Consider the following 18,073-nt stretch of genomic DNA (forward strand, 5'->3'; position numbering starts at 1 on the left):
ATGGCCTGCTCTTTACTACGTGGCAGACATTGATATAAAGCAAATAGGCGTTCGGATTTGTTATAATTCGCGATGGGGTGTATGGGCATTTCATGCTCGCTTTACAGGAAAATAAAGTGTCATTAGTCTTTAAATAGCCTTGAATCTTTAAATAGTATTGATGAATAATGGATTTACTCAAAACGCACTACTATTGCAGTAGCATTGTCATAAGCATTTCCCTCTGACTGGTAAACTTGCGTCTTTAAAACCTTTAACCAATCCTGCAAATCTGTATGTTCATCAATTAACGTCCAGTCACTACTGGGCACTAAGTCATGGATACCATCTGTGCAAATGACTAAGCTATCGCCCGACTCAATATTTATTGTGCTCACTTCACTCTGTGGTGCCTCAGCATTAAACTCATCTTTGGTAGATAAGCTAAAATATTCAGTGATGCTATATAACATGACAGCCATACCGGTTTTATTATAATCTGACATCTGGGCTTGCCTACCTTTTGCTTGCATTTGCTCATCGATCAACTCATTGAGTAGATTTTGATCTCGAGTTAGACACTCCCAACGTGTCGACCCTTTTGCAAGTCTATATACACGGCTATCACCAACATGCGTTATTTTGCCTTCAGTTATTCCTTTCTCATTACTCACTTCAAGCAGCGCCAGCGTTGACGCAGCGCCGTAACGTTTAACACTGTGCTTAGTCTCGTTAATCACGTTATGTATATTGGCAGTAGTAAGTGGTTGTAGTCTATCAATCAAGGTTTTGATAGCTTTTACGACGGCTTTAGAACAATATTGCGAATAATTAGAGCTAGAAACGCCATCAGATACAGCCAAATATAAAGGTAGCCGAACAGGCGTTACTTCTGTCATGCCCAGGGTTTCTTGATAATAGTCGTCAACAAAGAAGAACGCATCTTGTTGACGGTTATTACTGGCATTACCCTGAAACGATAAAGCACAAGCCTGACCTACAATTTGTGTGCAACCCGAATGAGCTTTCATAAAAGCACCCATCTAATGTCTATGACTTCAATTATAGCCTGCTGCCTCTAAGAATATTTTCTAGGTTGGTGTTGATATTTAATTCTCTCATAACCTCAATTGATAATTCCCTTTAATAACTTAGCCATACTTTTTTTCAGCTTTTGTAGAGGAGCGGACATATGACAACGTCCGCTCTTTTTGTGATATGAGTGAGGCGCGTTTGCTTGAGGTTTTGAATCAGCTTCGTATTGGGTGTACTATCTAGTATGACTCTTGGATTAATTCTGATCTAAGAGATGATCGGAATGATGAAGGGTTGAATATTTTATAGTAGAAAGCTTTAACTATCTTAATCTATAGCAGATATTAATCGTATTTAGGAATTATTATGAACAAAATTATTATTGCTGAAAAATTTTTATTACTTCTTAATTTTATATTATACTCAATAGGACTAACCATCACTTAAACTGATAAATAAATTATGCTAAATCAATCACTTTTACAAGCTTATGAACAGACAAATTACTGCTTTCCTGACGTTACCTTAAATATAGGTAAGATATCTAAAGATGCCACAGAGTTATTTTCGCCCTATAATGCTCTAGGGGGAATATTTATCACTGCATGGAATCCATATGGGAAAGTAAGAAGCCATACGGAAAACAATCAAGCCAATGAGTCATTAAAATCCTATCTATTAAGTTTAGGATTGAAAGTAATTGATGGGTATGGTGAAAGCCTTGATGGTAAATGGAGAGAAGAGAGTTATTTTGCTTATCCTGTCGATAAGACTACTTGTTTAGCATTATGCAATCGATTTAAACAAAATGCAGTAGTGTACGTCAATCATAATGGTCTAGCTGAATTAGTATTTTCAGATTAAACATCTAAAAATATTAAAATTGTCTTAAGCTACAAAAAAATTTATAAAAAATAACTTTGACACAAATCAATACATCTGATAATTTAAGAATACATCGTGGGTTTATGGCTACTTCCAGCGCGATGTAAAACAAAGACTGGTAAAACGCACAACTCCTTTTTGCTCTGTAAGGTGACTGTGTCGTTTCAATTTGGCACAGACAGAGCACTAGGAGATTTTTTATGTCTAAATTTCGTCCACTCCCCTTTATCATCCAATCTGTAAGTACGCAATCCAACTTATTGTCAAACCACTTTTATCCTAGAGTGGCAGGACATATGCACACGCATGCCTTTCTAAAACAAACCAAACTTTATCAACAATATCTAATTAAATTCCTAAACCATAAAATCTGCTTGGCTTACCTTTCTTTTTATTACTGTATTTAACATGATTCCGCATCAATAAATACATTGGCACTCTAAATACAATCACCTCATTTAAAACGTCAAAGGTAATCTTATGAATACGAACATCACAAATGACATTGATAACACCAAAACTCAAACTTGGATGAAAGAAATATGGGAGTGGGCTGACGTCAATAATATACCTGAATCTCAGATTCCTCGAGATGCTAAATCACTAATCGAGCTTAAAGAGCTTGATATCTCATTTTGTAGCTCTTCTACATACGTATCGGACGGTAACGGTGGTTTTATTGAAACAGAGTCTCGTAAGGCTTTAACCTCCCTACCTGAAGCAATTAAAAACCTTAAAAACTTAAGATATTTAAGATTAATCGGTGCTAATAACCTTCCACAAGGTTTTGAAGAATTAGATGGTTTAAAAACATTGGTATTTCTTAAAACATCATTTGAAGTTATACCTGATTCCGTCTGTAAATTAAAAAACCTTAAAGAGCTTTATATAATGTCGAGTACGCTTAAAAAACTACCAGACGATATAGGTCAGTTATCGTCTCTAAGACTGATTGATATGAGAGGTACTCAGGTTAAAGAATTACCTGAATCATTTACTCAGTTAAAACAGCTTAGAAGTATCACCTTTTGTGTGAATCCATTGAAATATCTTCCTGAGGATTTCGATAAACTATCTAACCTTGAGCATATTGATATAAGAGCTTCACTATTTGATAGACTACCCGAGTCCTTCGGCAACCTGCCAGCATTAACTAGCTTAACATTATATGAAAATGGTTTGAAATCCTTACCAGACAGTTTGGCTAAATTGAATTCATTAGAGCATTTAAAAGTTCAAGAAAGCTCGTTACTAGAGGTATCCCCTGCCGTTAAAGGGTTTATTAGTCATTATGATGAATAAGAGCATCTAATATTGATTAACAGTTGCATATAATACTTTTAATAAAGAAAGCTTCTTATAACTAGGAGCTTTCTTTATTAATATGGGCATGCAGGGTGAACGTTCTATTCATATCACGGTAAATCAAAGAATTGGAGAAAATAAATACAGACGGCCGATTCCTTTGTCTCTTTATTACAGTCTTGGTCTAAAAATAAAGGTTAAGCAAAGAGCTAATTAAAAAGGTCCATTTATTGCAAATTCCAACACCAACTAGGAATTATATGGATCACCGGACGTCATCAGATGTGGACAAAAACATGCATACATATAAAATTACCACTTAATAAAAATGACTAATTAACCTCCCAACCCATTACCTACCCGCTTTTCGACTATAATGCGCTTGCTGATGCTTTAAAATACTGGCGAAAATCGCATCATCGTAGGGCACCACAAGGCTTTTTGGTACCGTTAGCTCAAAGTCACCTGCTTCTACCTTGATGAGCTTTTCGTCTAAATGTATAACATTAAGACCATAATGTTTTAGGTCTTCTGCCAACTCCTTGAGTATCGTTTCTTTTTCAGAGTCACTAATGGTAGGCCTAGAGTAACTTTGCGGCTTAATAACTAATCTATCCCCCACTATCTCATGATTGTCGAGTGGATCGCCGTTTAGTAGCACACTATGTTCAATTTGGCTTTTATAGCGGTCATTGACAACTCCCATATCGTCCTCTCTTTATTAGTTATTAGGGCGTGTGGAACATTCGACCATGGCACTGGCGGAGACTATTTTTAGTCAATATGCAGTGAAATTTATGACGCTTAGTCATTCTAAGTTAGAACCCTAAATTTTTAAAAGCCGCCATATATTGGCAAAAAAGAGTCCCGCCCTTACTCGGGCATAGCTCTCGCCTTGCGAACGGCCAAAGCAGTGCTTTTCTTAATCCGTTCTCAGGGCTGATACTAAAATTGCCCCAGACGTTGTTACAAACCTACCCAAGGTCTAGACATTAGCGTCAGTTTGCGCCTAGTCTGGAACGATTTTAGCTATCAGCAGTGCTAATTTGCGAATGTTCCACACGCCCTAGTCTTAATGGCTATAGGTAGCTTTCTAGATTTGGGCTAGATTTGGTAGAACGTGACAGGTAATACTTATAAATTAATACTATCAATCAACGTGTGTCAAATGACAGATGTTTGTTTAAGCTTTGATATTATTGCTAGGGCTTATGTGATGAGCGGTTTAGCCCCGATTGCAGCGGTTATACTTGGGGCAGCACAAGGTGGGGGCGCTTAGCCAATGCCGGTATCGCGATAGCAGGAACGGCAGTGGCTATTAGCGTCACCCTTGTGCCACCCAAGATAGTAGCGCAAAGCGGGTTGAGCTACTCAGCTTGTATGGTATGCCGTTTAGTCTTTGAGTGATGCTCTTCTACAAATAAAACCCCCTACTTCACCACCTACTTCACCACTACTAAATCTTTTACTCGTGTCGTATAACACGGGCTTAATAGTTTGCGATTCATCTGCCACGTCTGTTCCTTTTTAATACCCTCACTGGCGATAAATAAGGTATTTTGCTGATAATGATCCTGTTTGAACTTGTGGTTCAGCTCATCCATAACGGCCATTAATGCGGTTTGTTTTTGCTCAAGTTGGCCATCATTATCTTGCCCAGAAGCGGTGAACAAATCAAGCTGCACCTCATCGTGCTGGCAAATACCCGATAGCATCACGCCAGCCTTGGCATACCGAACATCTTGTTTGTAGATATGATTGAGCACCTTACGCGCAGCAGCCACCATCACTCGAGTATCAGCAGTGGGCGTGATAAATTGATATTGACCGGATATTGGGGTGTAGCGCTCTGTGGTATTAAAGGGGCTATTTTTGGCAAAGACGGTCATAAAGCTACAGACACTTTGTTGCGCGCGCAGCTTACTGGCGGCCTTGGACGCATGACCGCATATGGCCTGCTCTAAGTCTTGCTGGCAGGTAACTCGATTCGAAAAGGAGCGTGAGGAGAGAATTTGTTGCTTAGGTTCGACCTGCTCGATACCGAGACATGACTGCCCATTGAGCTCTAGACAGGTACGCTCCAGTACTACGCCAAAATGCTGGCGAATTTTACCCGGTTCACAAATTGCCAGTTGATAGACGGTGTCGATACCGAGCGCATTCAGTCGCTTTTTATAGCGGCGCCCGACCCCCCATACTTCGCTGACATCGGTAATTTGCATTAATCTGCGCATCCACCTTGGGTTGGTTAACACACAAACACCCTCGGTAGCTGGATATTGCTTGGTGGCATGATTGGCCAGTTTTGCCAGTGTCTTGGTCTCCCCTATCCCAACACCGACAGGGATACCTGTATACATTTCAACAATTTGTTTAATCTTTTTGGCATAAGCGTCTAAATCCTGCATGGCTACTGGATAATCGGCAAGGTACAAAAAAGCCTCGTCGATTGAGTAAACCTCTACCGTGGGACACAGCGATTCTAAGGTACTCATGACCCGATGCGACATATCGGCATACAAGGCGTAGTTTGAGCTAAATACTTCAATGTTATGTTGCTTGCAGAAGTCTTCGACCTTAAAGAAGGGCACTCCCATCTTGATACCTAGTGCTTTCGCTTCTGCTGATCGAGCGACAACGCAGCCATCATTATTAGACAATACAACCACTGGCTTATGTTTTAGATCGGGGCGAAAAAGCTTTTCACAGGAGGCGTAAAAACTGTTGCAATCTATTAAGGCGTACATGGGAATATCCCAGTATATCTCGTTCAGGTTAAGGTGAATTGGAAAGACGATGCTCACTACGCTCACTACTAAGCGCTGTAAGCACAGGTTAAAGATAACAGAGAGAGGTTATAAAATAATAGTCTTTAAAGCGAATTGACGACGTTTGATGTCGCTTTAATTTTAGTTTTGGGCTTAGTTTTAGTCAAAAGGGTTATAAACCGTGTTATCACAATAAAGACAAATGAGTGTCTAACGTTAGTCATTGTATTGTTTGTTATAACAGTGTTTCTTAATTAGAAAGCCTTAAAATAGAAAGCCTGTAGAATGAAAAAGTATCTAGCTAACTAGTAAAAGAGGCGTGGGCAACTTAAAAATTTGGGCGACGGCTTTGACCCCGACCACGTTTCACCTCTCGGATAATATTGATGACAACGCCAAACACTTCAAAGTCAGTGTCGTCATCTAGGAGGATATCGTGAAAGTCTTTGTTGTACGCCACCAACTTTGGGGTTGGCTCCAAGCAAAGCTCCTTCACCGTAAATTCGCCATTGAGAGCACAGACAATAATGTCACAGTGCTGAGGCTCTAAACTGCGATCCACCACCAATAAATCTTCAGGGTAAATACCGGCGTCGATCATAGATAGCCCGCCTGCCCGTACCAAAAATGTCGCATTGGGATGGCTGATGCACAGCTCATTAAGGTCAATGCTGGCTTCAACATAACCTGCAGCGGGTGACGGAAACCCTGCTGGCACTTTTTCAATAAAATAAGGTAGTGGACTGAAACTTGCAGGATGAAGCTTACCAAGTACTTTTGTTTTCATAAAGATATACAACCCAATTCAAAACGACCTAGACCACGAATTTTAACTTATTACCGATTTTAAACACCTTATCTCATTTTACACATAATAACCTCATTTATGACCTAATAACCTCATTTTAAATCTAACAGCAATTTGAGACGAGCAAACTATTGACAAGTAACGACATTTTTTAGAGGAGTAACGAACTAACCTAGTCAAGCTAGTGTAGTCAAGCAAGTAGAGCAATGTAAGTATAGAGCAATATAAGTATAGTTAAGCAGGACAGTCAGGCAGGATAATCAAAGATATTGAGCACCTTATGATAGTGCCTTATAGCATAGCCTCATCATATAGCTACTACTCAGAATATAGAGACTATCCCGATAAACCATATTTAGCTATTTTTGGAAGCTAGTGCGATCTAAAAAGTAACAAATCATTACAACGTAATTATCATGTTTAAATATTAGGTTACAACTTATAAAAACATTACTTAAAAATACATTTTTAAATATTTGCTACTCCTTAATAATACTTACATTACAAAGCTTTATATTATTATTGGCAGTAAGTTATTAGTAGATAGTAGCAGGTATAGGAACCTTATCCTGAAGGAAAAGACGAAAGGGAATAAAAGGCACTTGAGACCATTAATATCCAGTTAATACTATTCAGTAAGTGAGTCTATTTGTGAAATTAAGTTATGACCTTTGATGCCTTATTATAATTTTATCCCATGTGATTTATTACCGTTCCTCTTTACACCATGTAAACCCTATACATACGCCTAACTTTTAACGATAAGACGGCTCGATAAGACTTAATCAATCCTAAATAAATATAAGACTTAATAACTATTTTCCTCAGGATAATACATGACCTTAGACAAGCTTAATTCTCCCGATATAGCGCTAGATACGACATCAGACACTACAGATAATTATTCTAAAAAGTCTGCTAGTATAGAGGATAAGGCCCATGGTCAATACCTTGAGGCGATTAGCTTTCAAATAATGACATGTGCTGAACCGCCTGAATTAGTCATCAATACCATCGAATCTTTATTGGCAATTAAAGAGGCGCGTGACGAAATCCTTATTATTGATAATAATAATACACAAATCGAAAAGTATGCTCCCCTTGCAGCATTCTGTAACCGCCTAGATCCTGACTTAAGGGTTCGCTTCTATCATGTGGATGCTATTGAAGGATATAAAGCGGGCGCTCTCAATCTTGCTTTGGAGATGATGGCGTCCAATTGTTCACACATTGTCGTGGTTGACAGTGACTATCAAGCGCTGCCTCATGCAAGGCTATCTATTGCCAATGCTTTGCAACGTTATCCTGATCATACTCTACTTCAGTTCCCACAGTTTTATCGTAACGAGGGCCAACAAGATGTGCATAGTGAGTTAAATCACTATTTTAATTATCACTTATATCGCCCTTTTAATCGCAATAAGGCGTTATCGACAGGTACCTTTGCGGTAATACGCCGTCAGGATTTGGTAAATTTAGGGGGTTGGTCTGGTGCTTCGATTACGGAAGATGCGCAGATGGGTGTGCTCATGCATCGAAATGGATATCGCAGTCAATTTATCCCTGAAGTTATTGCGACTGGCTTATTGCCTAATTCACTAAAAGATCTTGCTGCCCAGCGCCGCCGCTGGATTTACGGCAATATGCAGGTACTCAAAAACGTCTCTTCAGTTTTATTTGGGTTTTTTAATAGACGTTCTCGGAAATCTGGCTCATTTAATTCAAAACCTTACGACTCACAACCTTCTCATTCAAGCTTTTCAAACTCAAGCTTTTTAGAAAAAGGCCGAATAACCAATGGCTCTATCGATACTTGCGCGATAAACGATGACTATATAGCGTTCCGTTATTCAGACCCGAATCTTATTAAAAAAGAATCGGTCATACCCCAAAAGCAATCTATGTTTGAGCGTGTGGCTTATCTACGCGCACATCTTTCACAGTTGACTGCTTGGATAAATTTTACCGGTCCCTTTATTGGGCTTCACATCGGTAGCTTGTTGGTCGCAACGGGTACAGTTTTTTACCCCATTAGCAAAGCGTCAATAGTGACGTCTCTTTCTATCGTTTATACAGGCTATTCGGTATTTTTATTAAGACGCTTATGGGCGTATTTGCAAGACCAATCACCTCTAAATAAACAACTTATTAATAACAGTACGAACGACATTGGCTCTATTAACATTGGCTCTATTAACATTGGCTCTATTAACATTGGCTCTACAAACGAAAAGCTTCTGAAAGGTCAGCTCCTTAATGGCGGGCTTCTTAATAGAAATCATCTTAATAGAAATCAACTTAATAGAAATCATCTTAATAGAAATCACTTTAATAGAAAGTTACGTGCTTGGCTAATGCATCTAAACTTTTGGGAGTTGGGCGCTTTATCTTGGCTACCCGTATTATGGGGTCAAAATAAGCCTTTCGTTTGCACCCCTAAAAATAAAATCAAATCTATTAGTCGATCCGCTTGGATGAATAACCTCAGGACAACCCCAAAGCTGGTGTTTGTATTAAACCTATCAACAGCAGCTGTGGTATCTCCCCCCAGCCCATTTTATTCACCGTTATTATTAACCAGTGCGCTTAGCGTCTGTGCATTAAAACTCGCAGCTTTAAAAGTAGCCGTCGATAACTTTGCCAGCATTACAGAAGAGTCAGCAATAACACAACCGATAAATAAAACGTATCTTGCTATTCATGGCCGTATAAAAAAGGATACCCGAAAAAGACTTAGTGACAGAGTAAGCGATGGTAATAGATTTAACAAAAGACTGGATGACAAAACCGGTACCAATGATAGGGCCTGTATCAACACTAAACCCACTATCAAAACTCCTAAAGCTTCGTATAACTAAAGCATCGTGTTACTGAGGCCAAAACAAATAGTATTCATGTTACAAAGCATTAAAAGTATTTAAAGCCTGCATTAGTCAATACCTTCTAAACATCTACATTTTTTATCGCACATTTTTATCGCACACATTGGGGCACTTATGTCATCGTTAGCACATCATACTCATACCACATCCTCTCAATCTACCCCCTCTAAAACCACATTGTCATCAGCCAAAAGGTTACGTATTGCGGTTATCGCCCATTCGCTATATCCGATCGCTCAGCCTTATGCCGGGGGTCTTGAAAAGATGACACACTTAATCTGTGATGAGTTGGTAGATCTCGGTCACGAAGTTCTGCTATATGCCCATAAAGACAGTAATACTAAGGCAACCTTAATACCACTACTGACCCGTGAAGAGTTCGACACCCTAGTTAGTGAAAATGGACATAAAGCCTTATCCATGGGTAGAAATGAGTTATTCCAATATTTGACGTATCAACTGGCGCTTCGCGATATCATTGCCCGCTATGAACGCGGCGAGATTGATATTGTACACAATCATAGCTTGCACCATATCCCGATGATGACCGGCCAAGCCTTTGGATCTCGTTTTTTTACCACGTTCCATACGCCAATCTTCCCTGATCTAAATATTGCGCTACTGACCTTAAGCCGAGGCACCTCCACTCAATTTACGTCAGTCAGTCATTATCAACAACGCCTATTCTCTGAGTTTGTACCGTCAAAAGTGGTGTATAACGGCATTGAAGTAGATGAATTTAAGGCAAACGTAGCCCCTATTAAAGATGAGGTGTATTTTTGGTATGGCCGTATATGTCCAGAAAAAGGCACCCATTTGGCGATGCAATATTGTAAAGAAGCCAATAAAAAATTAATCATTGCTGGACCTAAGAGCAATCAAGGTTATTTTGATGAGCAAGTCGCCCCGTTGCTTCGTCAGGATGAGGAAGATGGGTCTGCAAAACGCTTTGAGTATGTCGGTCACTTGACCAAATCTGAAATCAATGACTATCTTACTCAAGCGACCGCTCTACTATTTACCAGTACATGGGATGAGCCTTACGGCTTAACCTTGGCTGAGAGCTTAGCCTGTGGTACGCCCGTTTTAGGATTTGATGTTGGTGCTAGTGCCGAAATAGTCACCCCGACGACGGGTATCATTGTCGCCAAAGAGGACAAGCAGGCTTTTATACAGGGCTTTGATAATATCAAAAACATCTCCCGTCAAGCGTGTCGTGATCGGGCAGTACAGTTCTGTTCCGCGTCCGCAATGGTAGAGGGCTACCTAAACTTATATTATCAAACATTAGATAGCTCAAATGATTTGCAGGCATTCACTGACTGTGAGGCGTCATTAAAACGCGAACCGCTCTCAACTTCTCATGGCTCAGACTTAACGCAAGGCTCAAGAGCAGACTTAAGAACAGACTCAACACAAATTATGGCATCTCATAACGACCCCGAGGGTAGATATCAACTTCCTATTCATAAGAGTGCTACTCCTAAGCCATTGAATTCTGTCTCGCCAGTGAATACGATTGAGGAGTAAGTTAGATGCGTATTGGTTACTACGCCCATCATCATGGATCGGGACATTGCCGTCAGGCCGATAAGCTTGCCGCACTTCTCACTGATGTTGATAGACTACAGATGACTGTTTTTACCAGCCTAAGTTTGGATACTTACCGCTTTACATCACTGCCAGAGTCACAAATCATTCGCTTGAGTAATGAGCATGAGCGAAAAGACGACGTGCTACCAGGCCGTGCTGGCGACTACTGGCAACCAAGCTGCCTTCACTACTCGCCTATCGGCAATACCGATATTTTAAAGCGTAGTCACCAACTTTTAGATACCATCTATCAGCGTCAGATAGATCTGATGATCATTGATGTCAGTGTGGAAGTTGCTATGCTCTGCCGTGTCTCAAGTATCCCCTACTTATATGTGAGACTGCCAGGGAGCCGTGACGACACACCACATATCAATGCCTTTGCTGGCGCTTTAGCCTTACTCGCTCCTTATCCGCCCTCTTTGGAGGCGGGCATTACCCCTGATTGGGTGGGTCAAAAAACACTCTATCTTGACTTTATCAACTTTTTTAAACAGTCCTCTGTATCATATCCAGAATTTATTTCCCAGTTGTCCAACCATGTAAAACAGACCGCTCACAGTCTAGATAAAAGCAGATCATCTAACCCGTTATTAAATAGTATCAGCCAAAAAGCGGCAACATTGTCAGATGCCGACTCAACGACATTAGATACATTTCCATTAGATATATTGCCGGATGAAAATAACATCAACGACATCAACGACATCAACGACAACAATGTCAATTCAAGCCACTCTTTTTCAAGCCACTATCATTCAAGCCACCATCCTATTGTAACCGTTATTAAAGGTTATGGAGGGCATGAGGCAATTGACATCAAGCTGCCTGAGTTACGTAGTCTGTTACCAGAGGCCATAATCATATCGCTTGGTCCTATCAATGAGAATGTACGTCATAACGTTGATATTGCGACCCATGTCGATGACGTCATGCCTTTTATTGAGCATAGTGATTGTGTAATCATGGCATGCGGGCTGAATGCGATTGCTCAAGTATATGCCTCTAATACACCGCTGGTGGTACTACCCGATAATAGACCGCATCGTGAGCAAGAAATCATGGCGGAAGCATTAATATCAGAAGGTCGCGCATTGAGTTGGGCTCAGTTTACTGAGAAGATGACGGTTAATGCAAAGCAAGAAAAGACTACTTTGACTCAAGCGCTTAAACAAACTCTAAAAACAGAACCGTCATATAGCGTAGTCGCTCAATACAGGCAGTCCAACTCTTCTAATCATCATCAAACCCGTTTAGAACCATCGGCTGCGAAAGCTTTTATGCAAAGCATGGTTGAGTATACAACCTGCAAAAGCTGGTTTGAAAACTGGTTACTGCCTCAGCTTGACTTAAAACCTGATAGCTTTTCTAGACACTAAACTATCTTTGCCAGCCATTTAAACCCATTATCAATTAACCCTATTACCTATTAATCCTATTGCCAATTAACTCTTTTTCAAACACTTCAAACGTGGCGTGACTTGATGAATGACTCAAATACAGATTTAACGCAACCCTTTAATCAGAAGGATAATCAGCCTTTGAACAATCAACTTTCTAATAGCCAAGTCCCTGTTAGCGTCATTACCACTTGCTATGGGCGAAATCGGCATTTGTATAATCTGCTAAGTAGTCTTGAGCAAGGAAGCGCTCAACCTGAAGAAGTCATTATTGTGAATGATGATGCTGATCCGGAGCGTTTAGCAGAGTTTTCGCTAAATATTATCCAGATCCCGACTACCGTTTCAAGCTCTGATTCAGGCTCAAATGCAGACGCTACTACAGGCTTGAATACAGCCTCTACTAGCAGCGCCAAACCTAAATTTGATATTGGTCACAATCGTAATCTTGGTGCGGCTAAAGCTCATCGTGAGGCTCTGATATTTCTGGATGTCGATTGCATCGTTTCACCAGATTTTATTAAGCAGATGAGTGTAAAGTTACAAGAACAGCCTGACAGCTTAATTATGGGACAGCCCAGATACTTAACTCGTCCTTTAACGGTTGATGAAAGCACGCTGCTAAAAGATGGCAACTTTCCTGTTCAGACGTTGAACGCCTTATCGGTGTATAACCCTTACCGTTACAACTTTGAGCCTAGCGATTCTGGTTTTTCAAACAACGAAGATAACTTAGATGATGATAAGGCTGACGACAAGTTAAATAATATTCAGAGCGACAAGATCGAAATAGGTTCAGATAAAGCCGCTCATGTTAATGTCGCAAATACCCTATTAACAGAAACCTCTCAAGCAAATCCTTCGCTACCAGAACAGACCTCAACGCCAATGATGAAGACCGATGACTATGGCGCCTTTTGGAGCTTATGCTTTGCCATAACACGCCAACAGTTTCAAAATATAGGGGGCTTTGATACTCAATATATCGGTTATGGGGCAGAAGACACTGACTTTGCGTTTACCGCGCGTGCCATGAGTATTGACTTTTATCTCAGTGCCGATGTGGTGTATCACCAGCAGCATGGCGTGTATCGGCCGCCCCTCAACCACCTTGACAGTATTGTCATTAATGCCAATCGCTTTTATGACAAATGGCAGCATTGGCCAATGGGCGGCTGGCTTCAGCAATTTGTTGATATGGGTCTGATTGAGTGGATTGATCAACAAGACAAGCCTATCACTGTGATTAGGGAACCCTTAGAGGATGAATTACAATCAGCCCATTGTCCTGATGCGCCGTTTGTTTGAGGCAGTGTTTGTCTAAAATGCGTAAAAATTAATAGGCACCTTTAATAGACAACAGCAAGGTATATAGAATCATAACTGCAAAGCTTATAGACAGGATAGATAGAACCCTAACTCAAACTTTTATCAATCTACTGACGTATCACCGTCACCCTCGATGGCGCTGCGTTGATCTCTTGCCTCTCAAACTCCCAATTATGACCATGCCAAAAGTGGTTGGTCTCCTCATTATGATTAAAGCCTATCATCAATAGCTCTAAAGGATCGGTGTCAGGATAAGTTGATTGTAAATGCGCCCGCACCGCTAACATTAAGCGATATAACAAAAATCCCGATGAAGGCGCTGAGGAATGAATATCTTCAAAGCGGGGATAATCGGCCACAACATCATGGTTTTCAGGCAGCACCTTATGATGACTGTCACTGTCGAACAAGGCTTTAACCTTCTCAGGAACGACCAAAATACGGCTATCCTCTATCGGATCATCTTCAGGCTTTGGGTCATCATCTGGTGTAGGAAATTGATAGCCTATATTACTGAGTAGCAAACCAAGAGGGGCGTCTTTTGCCATCTGCGCTATATAGCCAATATTATTACTTCTAGGTGGTAGACCAAAATGCAATTGACTGTCGCCAATTTGACGGAAAAATATCAACTTAGGCAATGCTTTTATCATAGGATGCGTGGTCAAAAACTCAGCATGAATAAAGTAATTAAATAACACCAAAACATCATCAGGGTTTAACATCTCCTCGAGTTTCTCTTTGCTGATTGCTGGGTTATTGGCGATAAGCACCACCCGCTTAGCATCGAACAATGCCTTTTGAATAATACTGGGCAAGCTTTCAAAAGCTGAGCTATTATTTTCAAAAACATCACCTTTTAAACTATCCTCTTTTAAACTATCAGCTCTCAAACTCTTAAAGGAACTCATCTTATTAATAGACGCCTCAGTAGTCGTTTGTGCAAAGCTTGATGAACTTGGGATACTGTCATCAAGAGAAACATCATCACTATACGAGACCATAATATCTATATTCAGCATTGTCATATTGATTTATCATTACCCTAAGAAATAGTGTTAATTGACTAAAAACTAGTCTCCGCCAGTGCTATGGTCGAATGTTCCACACACCCTAACCATATCCGATTGAAATAGCTACCGATTTTAAACGAATTGAGTGTCATTTTGCTTAAAAATATTGCAACATTTTAAAAAAACGTTATCATATCATTTCGTTTATTATTGTTATGTTATAACATATTATTTTATTTAACGATTAGATCTCATTAAAACCAATCAAGGCCGCTTAATGCCGCTTATTAAGGTTACGTTTTATGAAAAGAAAACCACTTACTATTGCGATTTATACCCTCCTTGTTTCTGTAGCGACTCAAAACGCCCTCGCCAATACTGAGCCCACCGACACCTTAACGGACGATGACTTACAGTCCGATACTGAGTTCATGCCTCAGGCCACCTTTGAAGCCATTACCGTTACTGCTACCTCAAACAAAGTACCGAGCAGCTTAGCTTTTGATAATGCGAAAAAAGCCAGTGATGTCGTTATCAGCAATGAGAAATTACGCCACCGTTCTGCGACACTTGGTAACGCCCTAGCGGATGAGCTTGGTGTGCATAGCAATCCCTTTGGTGGTGGTGCGTCTGCCCCTGTGGTAAGAGGTCAAGAAGGGGTACGTGTCAAAATATTAGAAAACGGTATGGATGCGATCGATATGTCGACCCTATCACCAGATCATGCGGTCGGTGTCGATACCTTATTGGCTGATAGAGTAGAATTAATACGGGGCGCCTCTACCCTTCTGTATAGCACCGCCTCGCCTGCTGGGGTGATTAACGTTGTCGATGGGCGGATTCCGGGTTACGTGCCAGAAAATTATGAAGGAGAAGCGGCGCTACGCTTTAATGATAATAATGATGAAAAGGTGGCAACAGCAGGAGTGACCTTTGGATTAACAGACAATGTCGCACTACGTGTCGAGGGGCTGTCACGTAAGGCCAACAACTATGAAGTACCTGAGATTAATCTTGCTGAAAAGCTCAACTACCTACCCGACTCACATAACAAATCTAACGTGGGGACAGTAGGGTTATCTTATATCGGTGATCGAGGTCATATTGGCGTTGCCTATAGTGAGCGCCATGACGACTATGGCTTAGTCGGTCACAACCATAAATACGATTCATGTGGTGGCCATGTGCTCAACTTCCTAGGTATCGGTAAAAATCGCCCTTATCTCAATGTCTATCCTCATTTAATGGGGGATGATGATTTAGTGGACTCTTTCCACTTCCATTGTGGTACCGATCACGAAATGGACCCTGAGCATAGCCATGATCATCCGTTTGGGCATAACCACGATCATACACAAGCGGGACCTTGGGTGGATATGAAAAGTAAAAGCTACTACCTACAAGGTGAGCTGCTAGACCCAATTAGCGCCATTGAAAAAGTCCGATTGGATGTTGCGTATCACAACTACCACCATGAAGAGCATGACCACGGCAAAACCATCCCAGACCCCGCCCAAGGTAGCGTGTTTGTTAAGGCCAACCCCTCTTATTTTGACAACCAAGGCTACAATGCCAAGTTAGAGGCTTATCATACACCGACCGAGCATTTGCAAGGGGTCTGGGGTATTCAAAGCCAATCTCACAAAAGCAGTGCATTGATACCTTCTAAAGAAGAACGTGCTGAAAATCGTCGCCTTTTGGTTGAAAATACTCAGCGTCAATTTAGCCTGTTTGGTGTTGAGCAGTATAAGCTTAATGACTGGCTGTTTGAAGCCGGTCTGCGTTATGAAAAATCAAAGATACCTATCACTTATGACATAGAAGCAATAGAATCCCAAAACAAGCTGCATAGTCAGCTATCCGAACCAGAAATGCCAGACTTAACCCCTTATGAAGAGTCTGCTTTTTCTTATGCACTAGGCACTATCTGGGACATTACCCCAGAATATCGTTTGGACCTCTCGTACTCACATAATGAGCGTTTGCCCACGCCTATGGAGCTTTACTATCACGGCAAAAACTTAGCCACCAACTCGTTTTTGTATGGTAATAAAGACTTAGATAAAGAAAAGTCAGATAACATTGAGCTAGGCATTCAGTTTGATAATGACAAATGGCACTACAAAGCCAGCGCTTACAGCAATCACTTTGACAACTATGTCCATGCCGAAAACCTACATAAAGACGGCAACTTATATCTTCGCCGCATGACCCAATCCAAAGCCAAAATCCAAGGCTTAGAAGCAGAAGTAGGTTATGAATATCTACCTGGGCATAGCGCCACATTATTTGGTGACTATGTGCGTGGCAAGCTCTATGGCTTTGCCCCCATTTATGGCAACAAAATCTATAAAGAAATCACTAAATACGATCCACCAGAGTTCTGTGGTGCAACCCCTGGTGATGCAGATTATGAAGAAAGATGTGCTTATACTGACTATGAAGTGATTGGAATCGACAAGGTAGAGCGTCCAGAGCGTAACGCGCCGCGTATGTCGCCACTACGCTTAGGCTTTCGCTTAAACAACGAGTACAATGACAACTGGTCAACCTCGCTTGACTTCACCCGCGTCTTTACCCAAAACAAAACCTCGACAGCGACAGTTGCCAGAATACCCAAAGATGAAGACTTACTCAAAGTCACCAAAGTCCCTGAAAACGCCACCAAAGGCTACTCATTATTAAACCTAGGGCTAGATTACAAAAACACATGGGGCAACTCAAAACACCCCTTAGACTACACCCTATCCTTACGCGCCAACAACATACTGGACGAAGAGATTTATGTACACAACTCATTTTTATCATTTGTACCGCAAATGGGGCGTAATATTTCTTTGGGCTTAAATGTACAATTCTAAAGTAATAGTCTTCATTTAAATGAATCAATGCGGGGCTTTAGCATATTTCTACTAAGGTTTTAAATAAACTATATAGCCCATCCCGCTTTGCACTTCTATCTTGGCTCGCACAGAGCGAAACGCTCCGCTTTAGTCCGTTCCTGCTACCGCGATACCGGTCTAAAGCTAGCGTTTCTGCCCTCTGTGCCTTACCAAGTATATCCGCTGCAATCGGG

General features: G+C 40.9%; 12 protein-coding genes. 7 read left to right on the forward strand and 5 right to left on the reverse strand.

The window, feature by feature from the left end; all coding sequences use genetic code 11:
* Positions 1 to 173: 173 nt before the first annotated feature.
* Positions 174 to 1,010 carry a PP2C family protein-serine/threonine phosphatase gene (locus tag AC21OG_RS00730; RefSeq protein ID WP_487377054.1) on the reverse strand — a complete coding sequence of 279 codons (837 nt, stop codon included), beginning with the start codon at positions 1,008 to 1,010 and terminating at the stop codon, positions 174 to 176.
* Positions 1,011 to 1,476: 466 nt separating this feature from the next.
* Here AC21OG_RS00730 and AC21OG_RS00735 point away from each other — a divergent pair, with 466 nt between their 5' ends.
* Both AC21OG_RS00735 and AC21OG_RS00740 read left to right on the forward strand, forming a co-directional pair.
* The gene (locus tag AC21OG_RS00735) at positions 1,477 to 1,878 is read left to right on the forward strand and encodes a DUF3293 domain-containing protein (RefSeq protein WP_487377055.1); all 402 of its coding nucleotides are present in this window, start codon (positions 1,477 to 1,479) and stop codon (positions 1,876 to 1,878) included.
* A 501-nt stretch (positions 1,879 to 2,379) separates the two neighbouring features.
* Entirely contained in the window at positions 2,380 to 3,201 is an 822-nt protein-coding gene (locus tag AC21OG_RS00740; RefSeq protein ID WP_487377057.1) for a leucine-rich repeat domain-containing protein, read from the forward strand.
* A gap of 355 nt (positions 3,202 to 3,556) precedes the next feature.
* Here AC21OG_RS00740 and AC21OG_RS00745 read toward each other — a convergent pair whose 3' ends face one another.
* The 3 genes from AC21OG_RS00745 to umuD all read right to left on the reverse strand — a co-directional run bounded on the left by AC21OG_RS00745 (position 3,557) and on the right by umuD (position 6,759).
* Entirely contained in the window at positions 3,557 to 3,910 is a 354-nt protein-coding gene (locus AC21OG_RS00745; protein WP_487377058.1) for a hypothetical protein, read from the reverse strand.
* A 736-nt stretch (positions 3,911 to 4,646) separates the two neighbouring features.
* Complete coding sequence (gene umuC, locus AC21OG_RS00750) at positions 4,647 to 5,951, reverse strand: translesion error-prone DNA polymerase V subunit UmuC (protein WP_487377060.1); 1,305 nt, start codon at positions 5,949 to 5,951, stop codon at positions 4,647 to 4,649.
* A gap of 349 nt (positions 5,952 to 6,300) precedes the next feature.
* The gene (gene umuD / locus AC21OG_RS00755; protein WP_487377061.1) at positions 6,301 to 6,759 is read right to left on the reverse strand and encodes a translesion error-prone DNA polymerase V autoproteolytic subunit; all 459 of its coding nucleotides are present in this window, start codon (positions 6,757 to 6,759) and stop codon (positions 6,301 to 6,303) included.
* An 857-nt stretch (positions 6,760 to 7,616) separates the two neighbouring features.
* On the opposite strand from umuD, the gene AC21OG_RS00760 reads away from it, so the two are divergent.
* From AC21OG_RS00760 to AC21OG_RS00775, 4 genes are all read left to right on the forward strand, one after another.
* A complete protein-coding gene (locus tag AC21OG_RS00760) occupies positions 7,617 to 9,638 on the forward strand; it encodes a glycosyltransferase family 2 protein (protein WP_487377062.1) in 2,022 nt (673 codons plus the stop codon).
* Between the two features lie 138 nt (positions 9,639 to 9,776).
* Positions 9,777 to 11,192, forward strand: a complete 1,416-nt coding sequence (locus AC21OG_RS00765; RefSeq protein ID WP_487377063.1) for a glycosyltransferase — start codon at positions 9,777 to 9,779, stop codon at positions 11,190 to 11,192.
* A gap of 5 nt (positions 11,193 to 11,197) precedes the next feature.
* Positions 11,198 to 12,634: a hypothetical protein gene (locus AC21OG_RS00770; protein WP_487377064.1), complete on the forward strand. Its 1,437-nt coding sequence runs from the start codon at positions 11,198 to 11,200 to the stop codon at positions 12,632 to 12,634.
* A 105-nt stretch (positions 12,635 to 12,739) separates the two neighbouring features.
* Positions 12,740 to 13,963 (forward strand): glycosyltransferase family 2 protein, encoded by a 1,224-nt coding sequence (locus AC21OG_RS00775; RefSeq protein ID WP_487377065.1) that lies wholly within the window; start codon positions 12,740 to 12,742, stop codon positions 13,961 to 13,963.
* Between the two features lie 128 nt (positions 13,964 to 14,091).
* Here the strand turns inward: AC21OG_RS00775 and AC21OG_RS00780 are convergent, their stop codons facing one another.
* The gene (locus AC21OG_RS00780) at positions 14,092 to 15,012 is read right to left on the reverse strand and encodes a hypothetical protein (protein WP_487377066.1); all 921 of its coding nucleotides are present in this window, start codon (positions 15,010 to 15,012) and stop codon (positions 14,092 to 14,094) included.
* A gap of 287 nt (positions 15,013 to 15,299) precedes the next feature.
* On the opposite strand from AC21OG_RS00780, the gene AC21OG_RS00785 reads away from it, so the two are divergent.
* Positions 15,300 to 17,858: a TonB-dependent receptor gene (locus AC21OG_RS00785; RefSeq protein WP_487377067.1), complete on the forward strand. Its 2,559-nt coding sequence runs from the start codon at positions 15,300 to 15,302 to the stop codon at positions 17,856 to 17,858.
* Positions 17,859 to 18,073 lie beyond the last annotated feature (215 nt).

The organism is Psychrobacter sp. CX5, from assembly GCF_057621535.2.